Below are 15745 nucleotides of genomic sequence, written 5' to 3'. Positions count from 1 at the left end.
CCCATGACGACCTTTACGGCCCTGACCACCCTGACCGGCAAGCCAGCAGCGGATGCGCTGGGCGCCGCCATGGAAGAGATGCAGCCCGCACCGACCGGGGTCGGCGTCTTCGAGGTGGAGGATGACAGCGGATTGTGGGAGGTTGGCGGCTATTTCGAAGGTGCGCCGGACGAGGTTGCGCTGGCGCTTCTCGCGGCCACCTTCGGCGCGCGGTCGTTCGTGGTCAGCGAAGTGCCCGAGACCGACTGGGTCGCCCATGTGAAGCGCGAATTGCCCCCGGTCGAGGCGGGGCGGTTCTTTGTCTATGGCAGCCATGATGCCGAGCAACTGCCCGCCGATCGCATTGGCCTGCTGATCGATGCGGCCATGGCCTTCGGGACGGGGCACCACGGGACGACGCTGGGCTGCCTGAAGGCCCTGGACCGGCTGCTGGCTGATGGCGCGCAGTTTGCCGACGTCGCCGACATCGGCTGTGGCACGGCGGTGCTGGGGATGGCCGCTGCGAAGGCAGGTGCGCCGAACGTGATCGCCAGCGACATCGACCCTGTGGCTGTCGACGTGGCGCTGGCCAATCTGGCGGCGAATGACATGACCGGGGCCGTCACCTGTGTCACCGCCGCCGGATTCGACGCTCCGGCACTGGCGCAAGCGGCGCCGTTTGATCTGATCTTTGCCAACATCCTCAAAGGGCCGCTGATCACGCTTGCCCCTGATCTTGCGGCGCATTCCAAACCGCAAGGCATCGCGATTCTGTCCGGTCTTCTGAACGAACAGGCCGAGGAGATTGTGGCGGTTTATGCCGAAGCTGGATACAATCTGCTGCACCACGACCGGATTGGTGACTGGTCGACCCTGACCTTGCGGCGCGTTTCATAAAGAAACCACATTTGAGGCGGTTTTTACAGGCATTTGAGCGATCCGCCACACTTTCGCCACATTTCGGCCTGACTCTGGCACCCGTTCGGTGGGGGCCGGATGACAATAGGCTGCTTGATGGCGATGGATGCTTCTTTCAACAAACGACTGGTTCGCGTCGTGCGGACCCATGAACGGATGCGCCGCAATGGTGTCGTCCACCGTGTTGGCCGTGACGGGTTGATCCGGTCGCGCCCGCGACTGATCCGACCCCGCTTTCCGGTCAAAGGGGCCATGATCGTGGTTGGCCTGCTGCTGGCGTTCAAGGCGTTGCTGTTTGCCGAACTCGGGGCCGAGGCTTACGGCGACCGCGTGGCGGGGCTGCGGGAGGGCATGTTGCTTGAGCGGGCCGGCGCCGTGGTCATGCAGGAAGACCCGGTGACCGTTGCGGTCGGGGCCTATCTGGCGCGGACGGTGTTCCGGCCCTGACACCTTTGCTCGCACGGACAATCCCGGACATGAAAAGGCCGCGCCCGATGGGACGCGGCCTTGTTGTATCTTGTTGTTTCACGCGGCCGGCGCGCGGCCGCGGATCGGTCAGCGGATAAGCTGGCCGTTCACAATGGCGTCGATGTCGGCACGCACAAGGCCGATATCGTCGAGCTCGCGGGCCGTGAGGCTCGACAGCGCGCGACGGGTCAGGCGGGCGTCGTTCCAGGCGGCGATCATGCCGATCAGGTTGGAGAGGGAGAAACCGGATTTTGCGGTTGCGGTGCGGATGTCGATGGCGGCCATTGGGATAACTCCTGAAAACGGGGCGGGCGCCGGTGGAGGGGATGTCGTTCTGAGGCGCAGTTAGGCCCGAGATCGCGTTTGAACCAGATCAATTTAAGCATGGGTGATATGCGGTTTCTGCATAACGGTGAGGCGGGCTAAGGGGCTGAAAGAAAAGTTAAAATTTTGGCCCTGAAAGTGTCGCGAACGAACGAGGCGAGGTCGGAAACGACCCATCTTTGAGGCCTGTCGCGCGAGGGGGCTGCGACAAGGGGCTAGGCGGGTGTTCGCCTTTTGTGCTAGGCCTGTGATCAAGACTGAGAAAAAAGGGGCAGTGATGCGGGTTTTGGGCATTGATCCGGGGTTGCGATGCATGGGCTGGGGCGTGATTCGCATTGACGGATCGCGGCTGTCCCATGTCGCGAATGGCGTTTGCACGTCGGGATCGGGGCCGCTTGCCAGCCGCCTGATGGCCCTGCATGTCGCGCTGACCGATATCGTGGCAACCTATGCGCCCGATGCGGCGGCGGTGGAGCAAACGTTCGTGAACACCAACGGGGCGGCGACGCTGAAGCTGGGGCAGGCGCGGGGGATCGCGATGCTGGTTCCGGCGCAGGCGGGGCTCGCCGTCGGGGAATACGCGCCCAACGCGGTGAAAAAGGCCGTGGTCGGGGTGGGCCATGCGGACAAGGCGCAGATCGCGCATATGGTGAAGCTGCAACTGCCGGGGGTTGAACTGGCCGGACCGGATGCGGCGGATGCCCTGGCGATTGCCATCTGTCACGCCCATCACGCCCAGACCGCGGGCCGCGTCACCGCCGCCGCCCGTCGCGCAGGTGCCGCATGATCGGGCGCATCGCCGGACGGCTGGAATATCGCGCGACCGATCACGTGCTGATTGACGTGCGGGGTGTGGGCTACGTCGTTTATGTCAGCGACCGGGTCATGGCGACCCTGCCCGGCGTGGGCGAGGCAGTAGCGCTTTATACCGACCTTCTGGTGCGCGAGGATCTGTTGCAGCTTTTCGGCTTCTCGACCCTTGTGGAAAAGGAATGGCACCGCCTGCTGATGTCGGTGCAGGGGATCGGGGCCAAGGCGTCGCTGGCCATTCTGGGCGCCTTGGGCGCCGACGGTGTGAGCCGCGCGATTGCCTTGGGGGACTGGGCGGCGGTGGCGACGGCGAAGGGCGTGGGGCCAAAGACCGCCAAGAAGGTCATTCTTGATCTCAAGGACAAAGCGCACAGCGTCATGGCGCTGGCGGGAACGGCGCCTGCGGCGGGCGGCGGGGCCGTAGCCCCCGCAGACGCGCAGGATGACGCTGTGATCGAGACCGTCGCAGCACCCGCTGCGGCGGACGGTGCCGCGCAATCCGAAGCGCTCTCGGCGCTGGGCAATCTGGGCTACGGGCCGTCCGATGCCGCAAGCGCCGTGGCGCAGGCCGCAGGGGCCGCGCCGGATGCCGATACGGCGACGCTGATCCGCGCGGCCTTGAAGCTGCTGGCGCCCAAGGGGTAGGGGTGACAGGCCCCCACAAGGATAACCGATATGGATGAGCCGTCTTTGCAACCCCAGCGTCAGGCCGAGGATGCCACCCACGAGGGGGACCGCGCCCTGCGCCCGCAGGTGCTGGACGAGTTCATCGGCCAGGCGGAGGCCCGCGCCAACCTGAAGGTGTTCATCGAAAGCGCCAAGCGCCGGGGCGAGGCTATGGACCACACCCTGTTCCACGGCCCCCCCGGTCTGGGCAAAACCACATTGGCGCAGATCATGGCACGGGAATTGGGCGTCGGGTTCCGCATGACCTCCGGACCTGTGCTGGCGAAAGCGGGGGATCTTGCAGCGATCCTGACCAACCTTGAGGCGCGGGACGTGCTTTTCATCGACGAGATCCACCGCCTCAATCCGGCGGTCGAGGAGGTGCTCTATCCCGCGTTGGAGGATTTCGAACTCGATCTGGTGATCGGAGAGGGGCCGGCGGCGCGGACCGTGCGGATCGAATTGCAGCCTTTCACCTTGATTGGCGCAACGACGCGGATGGGCCTGCTCACCACGCCCCTGCGCGACCGTTTCGGCATCCCCACGCGGTTGCAGTTCTATACCACCGCCGAGCTGCACGAAATCGTCACCCGTGGCGCGCGGCTCATGGGGGCGCCGGCAACCGAGAACGGCGCGCAAGAGATCGCCAAACGCGCTCGCGGCACGCCGCGCATCGCGGGCCGTCTGCTGCGGCGGGTGGTGGATTTCGCCATCGTCGAGGGGGACGGCACGGTCACACAGGAGATCGCCGATCGCGCCCTGACCCGGTTGGGGGTGGATCATCTGGGGCTTGACGGCGCGGACCGGCGCTATCTGCGGCTGATCGCCGAGAATTATCAGGGCGGCCCGGTGGGGATCGAAACGCTGTCGGCGGCGCTATCGGAGTCCCGCGATGCACTGGAAGAGGTGATCGAACCCTATCTGCTGCAACAGGGATTGATCCAGCGCACGCCCCGCGGGCGGATGTTGGCGCAAAAGGCATGGACGCATTTGGGACTGGCACCGCCCAAGGGGCAAAACGATCTCTTTGACCGATAGCGGCCCTGCGGGGCGAGTTTATGGGGTCAGATGAAGAGGGGGCTTGAGCCTGCGGGCTTGCGGGGTATCTAGGGGCGATGATGAATGTGACCGAGATCGAACCGCTGTTCACCCGTGCCGACGGCAGCTACCTGTGCGCCCGTTGGGGGCGCCCCATCGTGCCCGTCGTCTTCGGGGTCGAGGATGACACTGTGGCCCTGCTCAAGGGCGCGTTCGAGGCGGTCTGCCTGCTGGCCGGGCACCAGATGGCCGAGACCGACCCGGAGCTGGGCGTCAACGTGATGATGTTTTTCTGCCGCGACTGGGATGAGCTGGCCGCCGTGAAGGACCTTGACCGGCTGGTGCCCGAATTGCCCGAGCTGGTCGGGCGGTTGATAAGGGCCGATGCCAACCAATACCGGATTTTCCGGTTTGATGAGTCCGGCGCAATCAAGGCCTGTTTCATTTTCCTGCGGATGGACGCCGCGCTTGAGGCCGTGCCCGCCGATGCCTTGGCGCTGGGGCAGGCGGTGCAATCCATCGTGCTGTGGTCCGACGTGGCGTTCAACCAGACCTCGCCTTTGGCCATGGCCGGAGACAAGGCAGTGCTGCGGCCCGAGGTCGCCGATGTGATCCGCGCGGTCTACGATCCGGTGTTGCCCGCCGTGGCGCAGGACGCAAGCCACGCCCTGCGGCTGGCAGCACGGCTGGGGGGCAGGGCATGACGCACCGGTTCGGCCTGCGGGTCTATTACGAGGATACGGACCTTGCGGGGATCGTATACTATGCCAATTACCTCAAGTTCATCGAGCGGGCGCGCAGCGAATGGGTGCGCGAGTTGGGCGTCGATCAGGCGGCGATGAAGCGCGACGATGGCGTGGTGTTTGCCGTACGCCGGGTGGAGGCGGATTACCACGCGCCTGCCCGCTATGACGACGAGTTGGTGGTCGAGACCGGGGTCGAGACGGTGACCGGCGCGCGGCTGGTCCTGACCCAATCCGTGCAGCGGAACGGTGAGGTCTTGTTCAGCGCCACCGTGACCATTGTTGCCATCGGCGAGAGCGGCGCGCCCGCCCGCCTTCCGGCGGCATTTCGCCGAAATCTGCACTGAGTCTGCGGCCTCAGGACCCTGTGATGTGCGTTTTGTTGGCAATTGTGCCAAGCCTGCGTTACATCTGATCGCAATCAGAGGTCAAAATCGGCCCCAAAGCAGAGCAGGCACTAAAGATGGTAGAAGACTTCACGTTGTGGGCGCTGTTCGCGCGCGCCACCGTCACCGTAAAAATCGTCATGATTATCCTGATCATCGCGTCGCTGTGGAGTTGGGCCGTGATCATCGACAAGTGGATCCAGTATCGCAAGGCGCGGGCCGAAGCGCGGGTCTTTGATGAGGCTTTCTGGTCCGGCAACCCGCTGGATGAGCTGTTCGACCGGATCGGCGCCTCGCCGCGGGGCCAGTCCGAGAAGATTTTCGCCGCAGGGATGCTGGAGTGGCGCCGCTCGCACCGGCAGGACGGGGGACTGATCGCGGGGGCCACGGCGCGGATCGACCGCAGCATGGACGTGGCCATCGCGAAAGAGACCGAGCGGTTGCAACGCGGATTGACCGTGCTTGCTACGGTCGGCTCCTCCGCGCCGTTCATTGGTCTCTTCGGCACCGTGATCGGCATCATGAATTCATTCATCGAAATCGCCGAGCAGCAGAACACCAACCTTGCCGTTGTGGCCCCGGGCATCGCCGAGGCGCTTCTGGCCACCGGTCTGGGCCTTCTCGCCGCGATTCCGGCGGTGATCTATTACAACAAGCTGAGCGCCGACGCGGACCGGATCGTCAGCGGCTATGAGGCCTTCGCCGACGAATTCGCCACCATCCTCAGCCGCCAGTTGGACAGCTGAGATGGGCGCGGGCGTGGTGCAAAAGGACGAAGGGGGCGGACGTCGCGCACGGCGGCGGTCCCGGCGCAGCCGTCCCATGGCGGAAATCAACGTCACCCCCTTTGTCGACGTGATGCTGGTGCTGTTGATCATCTTCATGGTCGCGGCCCCCCTGTCGGTGGTGGGCGTTCCGGTGCAAACGCCCGAGACCGCGGCGAACCCGCTGCCGACCCCGCAGGAAGAGCCGTTGACCGTGACGCTGAACGCCGAGGGCGGGATTTTCATTCAGGAGACCGAGGTCGCGCGCGCCGAACTGGTGACGCGTCTGCGCGCTATCTCGCAAGAGCGGGACAGCGATCAGATATTCCTGCGCGCGGACGGTGTGAACGCCTGGAACGAGGTGGCGCAGGTCATGGGCGCGCTGAACGCGGCGGGCTTCAACAACATCGGCCTTGTGACCGACATCGGCGGGCCGACGTTGGACGGCGGGCCGGGCAATTAAGGCGGGCAGACACGCATGAGCGTTGGCACCTATCTTTCTGGCGTCGGACATGCAGCCCTGTTGATCTGGATGGTCGCGGGCTGGGGCATGTCCGTTGATCCTTTGCCCTTCGAGATCACCGAGGTCTCGGTCGTCTCGGGTGAGGATTTCGCCGCGATGACACAAGGCGTGCAGCCCGAGTTGCCGCCCGACGCGCCGCAGGCCCCCGAGCAGCCCCCCGTGGAAGATACGCCGCCCGCGCCCGAACCGGCCGCCGAGCCGCCGCAGGTGGTCGAGGCGCCCGCGCCGGTGGAAGCGCCGGTCGCGGAAACGCCGCCCGAAGCGCCGGATCTGACCGTGCCTGAGACGGTGGTCACCGATGCGCCGCCAGACGTGCCGCAGACGCCCCAGATCATCACCCCGCCGCCCTCGGCCGAGCTGGGCACGAGCGCGCGCCCCGTGCCCCGCCCGGCCCCGCGCGTCGCACCCGAGATCATCGAAGCCCCTGAGCCGGACGCGACCGTTGCGCCCGAGGTGGCCGAGGCCGCGACCGAGCAGCCCGAGGCCCCCGTCGAGGAGGAGGTTGTCGAGCCGGAGGAGGAAACCACCGCCCCCGAAGCGGCCGCCGACGAGATCGTGACCGAAGCGGAGGACCCCGCTTTCGCGCCGGAAATCTCGCGCCGGCCGCAGACGCGGCCCAACCGTCCGGCCCCCGCAGTCGAGGCCCCAACGGAAGAGGTGGTCGATCCGGTCGCCGCCGCTTTGGCTGAAGCCGTGGCGAACGACACGGCCGCGTCCGAACCGGACCCCGCGCCCACGCCGACCCCCGGCGTGTCGGGCGGGCAGTTGTCCGAGGGCGACAAGGCGGGCTTCCTGCGGCAGATCGGCAGGTGTTGGAATCTCGGCGCTGCGTCCACGGGTGCTCAAAATACCATCATTGTAATGTCGTTCAGTATGACGCCGGACGCCAAACCAGTGTCTGACTCCTTCGATCTCGTAAGCTTCACGGATGGGACAGCAGCAGATGCACAAATTGCATTTGACGCAGCTCGCCGCGCAATAATTCGCTGCACATCAGACGGATACGATCTTCCACGTGAGCAATACAACTTATGGCAATACGTTGAACTGACCGTGGACCCCACCGCGATGCGGCAAAGATGACGAAAACGGCAGGCAGTGATACGCCGAACACCATTCTTCCCGTTGAAGATCGGGACAATTCAGTGAGTATACGCGCTATGATGATACGATTCCTGACCTTTCTCGCCGCCGCAATGATGGCTTTCGCATTCACCGGGCCTGCCACAGCGCAAGAGCCTTTGCGCCTGACCCTGCGCGACGGCGTGATCGAGGCTTTGCCCTTCGCCCTGCCGCAGTTCGAGGCCGAGGTCGCAGGCTCCGAACAGATGGCCGCCGACATCAGCCGGGTCGTGGCCGAAGACCTCACCGGGACGGGGCTGTTCCGGCAGATCCCCGCGACCTCGTTCATCTCGACGCCGTCCGGGTTCGCAAGCCCCGTCGCCTTTGCCGACTGGCGCGCGATCAATGCGCAAGCGCTTGTGACCGGGGCCGTGGCGGTCAACGGTGCGACCGTGACGGTCAAGTTCCGGCTTTACGACGTGTTCAGCGGGCAGGAGATGGGCGAGGGCTTGCAGTTCTCGGGCACCACCGACGGATGGCGTCGCATGGCGCACAAGGTAGCCGACGCGGTCTATAGCCGGATCACCGGGGAGGCGGGCTATTTCGACAGCCGCGTGGTCTTCGTGGCCGAGACCGGCCCCAAGGACGACCGCGCCAAGCGCGTGGCGATCATGGATTACGACGGCGCCAACGTGCAGTATCTGACCGACAGCAGCACCATCGTGCTGGCCCCGCGGTTCAGCCCGAACGGCGACCGGATCCTGTTCACCAGCTACGAGAGCGGATTTCCGCGCATCAATATCCTCGACGTGGCCTCGGTCACGCGCCAGCAGTTGGGCACGGTTGAGGGCGAGATGGCCTTCTCGCCCCGCTTCAGCCTGGACGGGCGGCAGGTGATCTACAGTCTGGCCAACGGCGGCAACACCGACATCTACCGCACCGATCTGGCGACTGGCCAGCACAGCCGGCTGACCAACACGCCTGCTATTGAGACCGCGCCCAGCTTCAGCCCGGACGGCAGCCAGATCGTGTTCGAAAGCGACCGGTCGGGCACCCAGCAGCTCTATGTCATGCCCGCAAACGGGGGCGAGCCGCAGCGCATTTCCTTTGGAAACGGGCGCTATGGCACGCCGGTCTGGTCGCCGCGCGGTGATCTGATTGCCTTCACCAAGCAAGAGGCCGGGCGCTTCCACATCGGCGTGATGCGCACCGACGGCAGCGAAGAGCGGTTGCTCACCTCTTCCTTCCTGGATGAAGGCCCCACCTGGGCGCCCAACGGCCGCGTCATCATGTTCGCCCGCGAAACCCAAGGTGCGGGCGGGACCACCGCGCTCTATTCAGTGGACATCACCGGCCGCAACCTGCGCCGCGTGCCGACCCCGCAGGGCGCATCGGACCCGTCGTGGGGGCCTTTGCAACGCTAACGCGCGGGGATCACGCATTCGCGTTTCTCAATCGCGCGGGGGCGTGTTAACATCGAACCAAGAACAACAAACGAGCATGTTAGAACATCGGGACACAACCATGACATATTTCATCAAGACCGCTTTGGTGATCGGGACCCTTGCGCTGGGGGCCTGTACCAACGCCGACCGTTTCGACAGTGCCGACGCGGTTGACCTGAACGCGCAAGCCGGGGCCGGGGGCATCAACCAGTCCGCGCTCGATCCGTCGCAGAACCCGACCAGCCCGCAGTATTTCAGCCAGACCATCGGCGACCGCGTGCTGTTCGAGAACGATTCGTCGCTGCTGACCGCGCAGGGCCGCGCCACGCTGGACGGTCAGGCCGGATGGCTGGGCACCAATTCCGATTACCTTGCGGTGATCGAAGGCCACGCCGACGAAAAGGGCACGCGGGAATACAACCTTGCGCTGGGGGCACGTCGCGCCAACGCGGTGCGGGAATACCTGATCTCCAAGGGCGTTGCCTCAAGCCGGATCCGCACGGTGTCCTATGGCAAGGAACGCCCCCTTGCGGTCTGTTCCGAAGAATCCTGCTACGCCCAGAACCGCCGCGCGGTGACGATCATCTCGATCGGGCAAGTCAGCTAAGCCGGCCGGGGGCCTATCATGTTTCGAACGCTCGCACTTTGTGTCGCCTTGGCCGTCCCCACAGGGGCGGCCTTCGCGCAGGACCGTGACCAGACCCTCGCCGACATCCGGCAAGAGCTCACGCGCCTTTATGTCGACGTCACCGCCCTGCGCAATGAGCTCGTGGCCTCGGGCACGGCGGGGCAGGGCGTGGCCGGTGCGACGCCGCTGGACCGGCTCAATTCCATTGAGGCAGAGCTGACGCGGCTGACCTCGAAGACCGAAGACCTCGAGTTCCGGATCACCCGGATCACCCGCGACGGCACCAACCGGATCGGCGACCTTGAGTTCCGGCTGTGTGAGCTGGAAGAGGGATGCGACATCGGCAGCCTTGGCGACACGCCCAGCCTTGGTGGCGTTGACGTCGAACCTGTGGCCCCGGCCGTGGAAACCCCCGTAACCAACGGCCCGTCCATGGCGGTGGCCGAGCAGGAAGACTTCACGCGGGCGCAGGAGGCGCTCGCCGCCGGTGACTTTCGCGGCGCCGCGGATCTCCTTGCGACCTTCAATGAGACCTACCCCGGAAGTCCGGTAGCCAACGACGCGCATTTCCTGCGCGGGCAGGCTTATGACAATCTGGGTGAGGTGACAAAGGCGGCGCGGTCCTATCTGTCGGCCTTTTCGGGCAACCCCGAAGGGCCGCTGGCCCCCGCCGCGCTGACGAAGCTGGGCATTTCGCTGGGCGCGCTGGGGCAGAAGCAGGACGCTTGCGTGACGCTGGGCGAGGTGTCCACCCGCTTCCCCACGGCACCGGAAGTCGAAGAGGCCGCGAACGAGATGGCCAAGTTGAATTGCGGCTGACGCCAGAGAAGCTGAGCGGCGAAGGCGACGACGCCGGCCTGATCCATTTTATCGATACCGCATTCAAAGGACGTTCGGGACCTGAACGGGTCGGGGTTGCGGTGTCCGGTGGCGGTGATTCCATGGCACTGCTGCATCTTGCATGGCGCTGGGCGCGGCTCGCAGATGTGAAGATCGAGGCCGTGACCGTCGATCACGGCTTGCGACCTGCCGCTGCCGATGAGGCGCAGATGGTCGCCGCATATTGTAGAACGCTGCACGTGCCGCACACAACCCTGAAGTGGGACGGGACGACCGCGACAGGAAATCTCGCGGCGGCGGGCCGAAGCGCAAGATACCGGCTGATTGGCGCATGGGCGGCGGAGCGAGCGATTACAGGGGTTCTGCTGGGCCACACCGTTGATGACATCGCTGAGACGTTCCTGATGCGGCTGGCCCGCAAATCCGGTGTCGATGGCCTTTCGATGATGGATGTGAATTTCGAGCGCGAGGGTATTCGTTGGGCCCGCCCGCTTTGGCAGCAGGAACGTGCGGACTTGCGGGACTATCTGCGGCGGCACGAGGTTGACTGGGTCGACGATCCAACCAATGAGGATGAGACTTACGACCGGCCAAAGGCGCGCAAGGCTCTGGATGTACTCGCCCCCCTCGGCATCACGCGGGAGTCTCTGAAGACTGTGGGGATGAACATGATGACCGCCCGTAGCGCGTTGGACCATTACGCCGAAGTAGAGAGCCGTCGCCTCGTGCGGTTCGAGGGCGGCGACGTAATCATCAAGACACGTTGCGTGCCGCCCGTTCCGCAAGAGATTGAGCGCCGCCTGCTGGTTGCGGCACTTCGGTTCGTGGGAGGCGGAGCCTACGCGCCGCGGTCCGATGCGCTTCTCGAACTCGATACCGCCCTGATGCAGGGCAAGAGCCATACATTGGCGGGCTGTCTCGTGACCAGTGATCGGGACGAAATGCGGATTGCCCGCGAATTCAACGCGGTGAAGGGGCATGAGGTGGCGCTGGGTCATGTCTGGGACAACCGGTGGCAGATTCTTGGAACACCTGCGACAAAGGCCACAGTGCGCGCCTTGGGCGCGGCGATCACGCAGGTCCCCGACTGGCGCGAGACTGGCTTGCCGCGCGCATCGCTCATGGCGTCGCCCGCGGTTTTTCGGGGCGATTGGCTTATCTCCGCGCCTGTCGCCGGACTCAAGAACGGGTTCGACGCGCGCATTGTCGCGGATTATGCCTCATTCCTGCTTTCCCGTTGAACTCAGGGTTCAAGCCTCTATTTAGAGAGCAGGACACGCGCATCCCGATGCAACGTTCCAACCGTTATACTGAAGGAGTGTCGCCTTGGGCAACGCACGCAATCTGGCCTTCTGGGTCGTCCTCTTCGTTCTGGTGATTTCGCTGTTCAACCTGTTCGGCAACAGCGCGACAGGTCCGGCAAGCAATGAAAAGAGCTATTCCGAATTCGTTCAGGCGGTCGACGCAGGGGCTGTCGCCGAGGCCCGCATCGATGGCGAGAATCTGATTTATCGCGGCGCGGACGGGCGTAGCTATCAGGTGGTCGTGCCCGGCGATGCCAAGCCGACCGAGTTGCTGTTGGACAACGGTGTTGCGCTGACAGCCGAAGCGCAGGAGCAATCGGGCCTTGCGACCTTCCTTGTCGGTCTTTTGCCGTTCCTGCTGCTGATCGCGGTCTGGATCTACTTCATGAACCGCATGCAGGGCGGGGGCAAAGGCGGCGCCATGGGCTTTGGCAAGAGCCGGGCCAAGCTTCTGACCGAGCGTTCGGGCCGGGTGACCTTTGACGACGTCGCAGGCATCGACGAAGCTAAGGAAGAGCTTGAGGAAATCGTCGAATTCCTGCGCAACCCGCAGAAATATTCGCGTCTGGGCGGCAAGATTCCCAAAGGTGCGCTGCTGGTGGGCCCTCCGGGCACCGGTAAGACGCTGCTGGCCCGCGCCATCGCAGGTGAGGCAGGCGTGCCCTTCTTCACCATTTCCGGCTCGGACTTCGTGGAAATGTTCGTCGGTGTCGGTGCAAGCCGCGTGCGCGACATGTTCGAGCAGGCCAAGAAGAATGCGCCCTGTATCCTGTTCATCGACGAGATTGACGCCGTGGGCCGCGCCCGTGGTGCGGGCTATGGCGGCGGCAACGACGAGCGCGAACAGACGCTGAACCAGCTTTTGGTCGAGATGGACGGGTTTGAGGCCAACGAAGGCATCATTATCGTCGCCGCCACCAACCGGCGTGACGTGCTGGACCCCGCCCTGCTGCGCCCCGGTCGCTTCGACCGTCAGGTCACCGTGCCCAACCCCGACATCAAGGGCCGCGAGAAGATCCTTGGCGTTCACGCCCGCAAGGTGCCCCTTGGCCCCGACGTGGACCTGCGCATCATCGCCCGCGGCACGCCCGGTTTCTCCGGTGCTGACCTCGCCAACCTCGTGAACGAAGCGGCTTTGATGGCGGCGCGGGTGGGGCGGCGCTTTGTGGCGATGCTCGATTTCGAACAGGCCAAAGACAAGGTCATGATGGGGGCTGAACGGCGCTCCATGGTGATGACCGACGCCCAGAAGGAGATGACCGCCTATCATGAAGCTGGCCACGCCATCGTGGGCATAAGCCTGCCCAAGTGTGATCCGGTCTATAAGGCAACGATCATCCCCCGTGGCGGTGCGCTGGGCATGGTGATGTCCCTGCCCGAGATGGACCGGCTCAACATGTTCCGCGACGAATGCCACCAGCGGCTTGCGATGACCATGGCCGGCAAGGCCGCCGAGGTCATCAAATACGGTGAGGATCGGGTGTCGAACGGCCCTGCCGGTGACATCCAGCAGGCCAGCCAGTTGGCGCGCGCGATGATCATGCGTTGGGGCATGTCCGACAAGGTGGGTAACATCGATTATTCCGAAGCGCACGAAGGCTATTCCGGCCAGACCGCAGGCTTCTCTGTCTCGGCGGAAACCAAGGCGCTGATCGAGGAGGAGGTGAAAGCCTTCATCGATCAGGGCTTCCAGACCGCCATGCAAATCCTGACCGAGAAGAACGAAGAGTTCGAGCGTTTGGCGCAGGGGCTGCTGGAATACGAGACCCTGACCGGTGACGAGATCAAGCGCGTGATGAAGGGCGAGCCCCTGAACCGCGACGATGACGGCGACACAGATGTGCCGCCCACCTCGGGCACCTCGGTGACGGCGATCCCCAAGACCAAGCCGCGCAAGCCAAAGGACCCGGACCTTGAGCCGGAAACGACCTGAGGCCCCACGCCAGACACTGAAGACCCCGCAGCGCTGACGCCTGCGGGGTTTTTCTTTGTCGCAGGCTTGCCAGCGGCGCGCGCAGGCGGCACGGTCCGCGCGAAAGTCCGGTGCCGCCGATTTCAGGAAGGGAAGTGTCGCAATCGCGGTGCGCCCCACGCGTGGCCGTGCTTACTGTTGGCGATAACGAAACGGGGCACAGGCCCCGAGAGGGAGAATCTACATGGCCTATAAATCCGACATCCAGATCGCGCGCGAAGCCCAAAAGAAACCCATTCAGGAAATCGGCGCGAAACTGGGGATCGGCAGCGATGATCTGCTGCCCTACGGCCATGACAAGGCGAAGGTCAGCCAGTCCTTCATCAACGGTGTGCAGGGCAACCAGACCGGCAAGTTGATCCTTGTGACCGCGATCAATCCCACCCCCGCGGGCGAGGGCAAGACGACCACCACCGTCGGGCTGGGGGACGGCCTCAACCGCATTGGCAAGAAGGCCGCCGTCTGTATTCGCGAAGCCTCGCTCGGGCCGAACTTCGGCATGAAGGGCGGCGCGGCCGGGGGCGGCTATGCGCAGATCGTCCCGATGGAAGACATGAACCTGCACTTCACGGGTGACTTTCACGCGATCACCAGCGCGCATTCCTTGCTGTCCGCGATGATCGACAACCACATCTATTGGGGCAACGAGCTCGAGATCGACGTGCGCCGCGTCGTCTGGCGCCGCGTCGTGGACATGAACGACCGCGCTTTGCGCCAGATCACGGCGTCCCTTGGCGGTGTGGCCAACGGTTTCCCGCGGGAAGCCGGGTTTGACATCACCGTCGCCTCGGAAGTCATGGCGATTCTGTGTCTCGCCAAGGACCTGCAGGACCTGCAGCAACGGCTTGGCGACATGATCGTCGCCTATCGCCGCGACCGCACCCCCGTGTTCTGCCGCGACATCAAGGCCGACGGCGCGATGACCGTGCTTTTGAAGGACGCGATGCAGCCGAACCTTGTGCAGACGCTGGAAAACAACCCCGCATTCGTGCACGGCGGCCCCTTCGCCAACATCGCCCATGGGTGCAACTCGGTCATCGCAACCTCGACGGCGCTGAAGATCGCCGATTACGTCGTCACCGAAGCGGGTTTCGGCGCAGACCTCGGGGCGGAGAAGTTCCTTAACATCAAGTGCCGTAAAGCCGGACTTGCCCCGGATTGTGTGGTGCTGGTGGCGACTGTGCGGGCGATGAAAATGAACGGCGGCGTCGCCAAGGCCGATCTGGGCGCGGAAAACGTCGAGGCGGTCAATCAGGGCTGCCCCAACCTGGGCCGGCACATCAGCAACCTCAAATCGTTCGGCGTGCCGGTGGTGGTGGCGATCAACCACTTCGTCACCGACACCGAGGCCGAGGTGCAGGCCGTCAAAGACTACGTCGCAACACAGGGCTCGGAGGCAATCGTCTCGCAACATTGGGAGCACGGGTCGAAAGGCTCCGAAGCGCTCGCCACCCGCGTGGCCGAAATCGCCGACAGCGGGGTCAGCGCCTTTGCCCCGCTTTACCCCGATGAGATGCCACTCGCCGACAAGGTGCAGACGATCTGCAAACGCATCTATCACGCCGATGAGGCGCTGATGGATCAGAAAATCCGCGATCAACTGAAACTCTGGGAAGAGCAGGGCTACGGCCATCTGCCGGTCTGCATGGCCAAGACGCAGTATTCCTTCTCGACCGACCCGACCCTGCGCGGGGCGCCTACGGGCCATTCCGTTCCCGTGCGCGAGGTGCGCCTGTCCGCCGGGGCCGGGTTCATTGTGGTCGTCTGCGGTGAGATCATGACGATGCCGGGCTTGCCCCGCGTGCCCTCGGCTGAGAATATCCACCTCAACGAGGACGGCCAGATCGAAGGGCTGTTCTAGGCGGGGCAACGCCT

At 64.6% G+C, this 15745-nt stretch carries 17 protein-coding genes; 16 read left to right on the top strand and 1 reads right to left on the bottom strand.

Annotation, left to right across the window (positions count from 1 at the left end):
- Nucleotides 1–3 precede the first annotated feature (3 nt).
- Together DC363_RS13430 and DC363_RS13425 are read left to right on the top strand one after the other, a co-directional pair.
- A complete protein-coding gene (locus DC363_RS13430; protein WP_108641669.1) occupies nt 4–876 on the top strand; it encodes a 50S ribosomal protein L11 methyltransferase in 873 nt (290 codons plus the stop codon).
- A 117-nt stretch (nt 877–993) separates the two neighbouring features.
- Nucleotides 994–1344 (top strand): hypothetical protein, encoded by a 351-nt coding sequence (locus tag DC363_RS13425; RefSeq protein WP_108641668.1) that lies wholly within the window; start codon nt 994–996, stop codon nt 1342–1344.
- A gap of 108 nt (nt 1345–1452) precedes the next feature.
- Here the strand turns inward: DC363_RS13425 and DC363_RS13420 are convergent, their stop codons facing one another.
- Nucleotides 1453–1650, bottom strand: a complete 198-nt coding sequence (locus DC363_RS13420) for a DUF1127 domain-containing protein (protein ID WP_108641667.1) — start codon at nt 1648–1650, stop codon at nt 1453–1455.
- A gap of 316 nt (nt 1651–1966) precedes the next feature.
- On the opposite strand from DC363_RS13420, the gene ruvC reads away from it, so the two are divergent.
- From ruvC to DC363_RS13350, 14 genes are all read left to right on the top strand, one after another.
- Nucleotides 1967–2476 (top strand): crossover junction endodeoxyribonuclease RuvC, encoded by a 510-nt coding sequence (ruvC, locus tag DC363_RS13415; RefSeq protein ID WP_108641666.1) that lies wholly within the window; start codon nt 1967–1969, stop codon nt 2474–2476.
- Nucleotides 2473–3144, top strand: a complete 672-nt coding sequence (gene ruvA, locus DC363_RS13410; RefSeq protein ID WP_108641665.1) for a Holliday junction branch migration protein RuvA — start codon at nt 2473–2475, stop codon at nt 3142–3144. The genes ruvC and ruvA overlap by 4 nt, the downstream gene beginning before the upstream one ends.
- A 30-nt stretch (nt 3145–3174) precedes the next feature.
- Complete coding sequence (gene ruvB, locus DC363_RS13405; protein WP_196778428.1) at nt 3175–4203, top strand: Holliday junction branch migration DNA helicase RuvB; 1029 nt, start codon at nt 3175–3177, stop codon at nt 4201–4203.
- A 77-nt stretch (nt 4204–4280) separates the two neighbouring features.
- Nucleotides 4281–4907 carry a hypothetical protein gene (locus DC363_RS13400; RefSeq protein WP_108641663.1) on the top strand — a complete coding sequence of 209 codons (627 nt, stop codon included), beginning with the start codon at nt 4281–4283 and terminating at the stop codon, nt 4905–4907.
- On the top strand, nt 4904–5293 hold the full coding sequence (ybgC, locus tag DC363_RS13395) for a tol-pal system-associated acyl-CoA thioesterase (RefSeq protein WP_108641662.1): 390 nt from the start codon (nt 4904–4906) through the stop codon (nt 5291–5293). Before DC363_RS13400 ends, ybgC begins: the two co-directional genes overlap by 4 nt.
- Nucleotides 5294–5409: 116 nt before the next feature.
- Nucleotides 5410–6078 carry a protein TolQ gene (gene tolQ, locus DC363_RS13390; protein ID WP_196778427.1) on the top strand — a complete coding sequence of 223 codons (669 nt, stop codon included), beginning with the start codon at nt 5410–5412 and terminating at the stop codon, nt 6076–6078.
- A gap of 1 nt (nt 6079) precedes the next feature.
- Nucleotides 6080–6559: an ExbD/TolR family protein gene (locus tag DC363_RS13385; RefSeq protein ID WP_108641661.1), complete on the top strand. Its 480-nt coding sequence runs from the start codon at nt 6080–6082 to the stop codon at nt 6557–6559.
- 15 nt (nt 6560–6574) lie between these two features.
- Entirely contained in the window at nt 6575–7702 is a 1128-nt protein-coding gene (locus DC363_RS13380) for a cell envelope biogenesis protein TolA (protein WP_108641660.1), read from the top strand.
- An 80-nt stretch (nt 7703–7782) separates the two neighbouring features.
- Nucleotides 7783–9105 (top strand): Tol-Pal system beta propeller repeat protein TolB, encoded by a 1323-nt coding sequence (gene tolB / locus DC363_RS13375; protein ID WP_422396413.1) that lies wholly within the window; start codon nt 7783–7785, stop codon nt 9103–9105.
- Nucleotides 9106–9205: 100 nt separating this feature from the next.
- Nucleotides 9206–9733, top strand: coding sequence for a peptidoglycan-associated lipoprotein Pal (gene pal, locus DC363_RS13370; protein WP_108641658.1), 528 nt, complete (start codon nt 9206–9208; stop codon nt 9731–9733).
- An 18-nt stretch (nt 9734–9751) separates the two neighbouring features.
- Nucleotides 9752–10573, top strand: coding sequence for a tol-pal system protein YbgF (ybgF, locus tag DC363_RS13365; RefSeq protein ID WP_108641657.1), 822 nt, complete (start codon nt 9752–9754; stop codon nt 10571–10573).
- 101 nt (nt 10574–10674) lie between these two features.
- Nucleotides 10675–11835, top strand: coding sequence for a tRNA lysidine(34) synthetase TilS (gene tilS / locus DC363_RS13360; protein WP_277871189.1), 1161 nt, complete (start codon nt 10675–10677; stop codon nt 11833–11835).
- Between the two features lie 85 nt (nt 11836–11920).
- Nucleotides 11921–13831, top strand: a complete 1911-nt coding sequence (gene ftsH, locus DC363_RS13355) for an ATP-dependent zinc metalloprotease FtsH (protein ID WP_108641655.1) — start codon at nt 11921–11923, stop codon at nt 13829–13831.
- Between the two features lie 223 nt (nt 13832–14054).
- The gene (locus tag DC363_RS13350) at nt 14055–15731 is read left to right on the top strand and encodes a formate--tetrahydrofolate ligase (RefSeq protein ID WP_108641654.1); all 1677 of its coding nucleotides are present in this window, start codon (nt 14055–14057) and stop codon (nt 15729–15731) included.
- Nucleotides 15732–15745 lie beyond the last annotated feature (14 nt).

The organism is Thalassorhabdomicrobium marinisediminis, from assembly GCF_003072065.1.
GTDB classification, from domain to species: Bacteria; Pseudomonadota; Alphaproteobacteria; order Rhodobacterales; family Rhodobacteraceae; genus Octadecabacter; species Octadecabacter marinisediminis.
This window is presented reverse-complemented; position numbering and strand designations above follow the sequence as displayed.

Excerpts from the sequence above, each read along its gene's own strand:
- pal (WP_108641658.1), top strand. The coding sequence starts at position 9,206 with ATGACATATTTCATCAAGACCGCTTTGGTGATCGGGACCCTTGCGCTG.
- ruvA (WP_108641665.1), top strand. The coding sequence starts at position 2,473 with ATGATCGGGCGCATCGCCGGACGGCTGGAATATCGCGCGACCGATCAC.
- DC363_RS13430 (WP_108641669.1), top strand. The coding sequence starts at position 4 with ATGACGACCTTTACGGCCCTGACCACCCTGACCGGCAAGCCAGCAGCG.
- DC363_RS13425 (WP_108641668.1), top strand. The coding sequence starts at position 994 with ATGGCGATGGATGCTTCTTTCAACAAACGACTGGTTCGCGTCGTGCGG.
- DC363_RS13400 (WP_108641663.1), top strand. The coding sequence starts at position 4,281 with ATGATGAATGTGACCGAGATCGAACCGCTGTTCACCCGTGCCGACGGC.
- ybgC (WP_108641662.1), top strand. The coding sequence starts at position 4,904 with ATGACGCACCGGTTCGGCCTGCGGGTCTATTACGAGGATACGGACCTT.
- DC363_RS13380 (WP_108641660.1), top strand. The coding sequence starts at position 6,575 with ATGAGCGTTGGCACCTATCTTTCTGGCGTCGGACATGCAGCCCTGTTG.
- DC363_RS13350 (WP_108641654.1), top strand. The coding sequence starts at position 14,055 with ATGGCCTATAAATCCGACATCCAGATCGCGCGCGAAGCCCAAAAGAAA.
- DC363_RS13385 (WP_108641661.1), top strand. The coding sequence starts at position 6,080 with ATGGGCGCGGGCGTGGTGCAAAAGGACGAAGGGGGCGGACGTCGCGCA.
- DC363_RS13420 (WP_108641667.1), bottom strand. The coding sequence starts at position 1,650 with ATGGCCGCCATCGACATCCGCACCGCAACCGCAAAATCCGGTTTCTCC.
- ruvC (WP_108641666.1), top strand. The coding sequence starts at position 1,967 with ATGCGGGTTTTGGGCATTGATCCGGGGTTGCGATGCATGGGCTGGGGC.
- ybgF (WP_108641657.1), top strand. The coding sequence starts at position 9,752 with ATGTTTCGAACGCTCGCACTTTGTGTCGCCTTGGCCGTCCCCACAGGG.
- tolB (WP_422396413.1), top strand. The coding sequence starts at position 7,783 with ATGATACGATTCCTGACCTTTCTCGCCGCCGCAATGATGGCTTTCGCA.
- tolQ (WP_196778427.1), top strand. The coding sequence starts at position 5,410 with ATGGTAGAAGACTTCACGTTGTGGGCGCTGTTCGCGCGCGCCACCGTC.
- ruvB (WP_196778428.1), top strand. The coding sequence starts at position 3,175 with ATGGATGAGCCGTCTTTGCAACCCCAGCGTCAGGCCGAGGATGCCACC.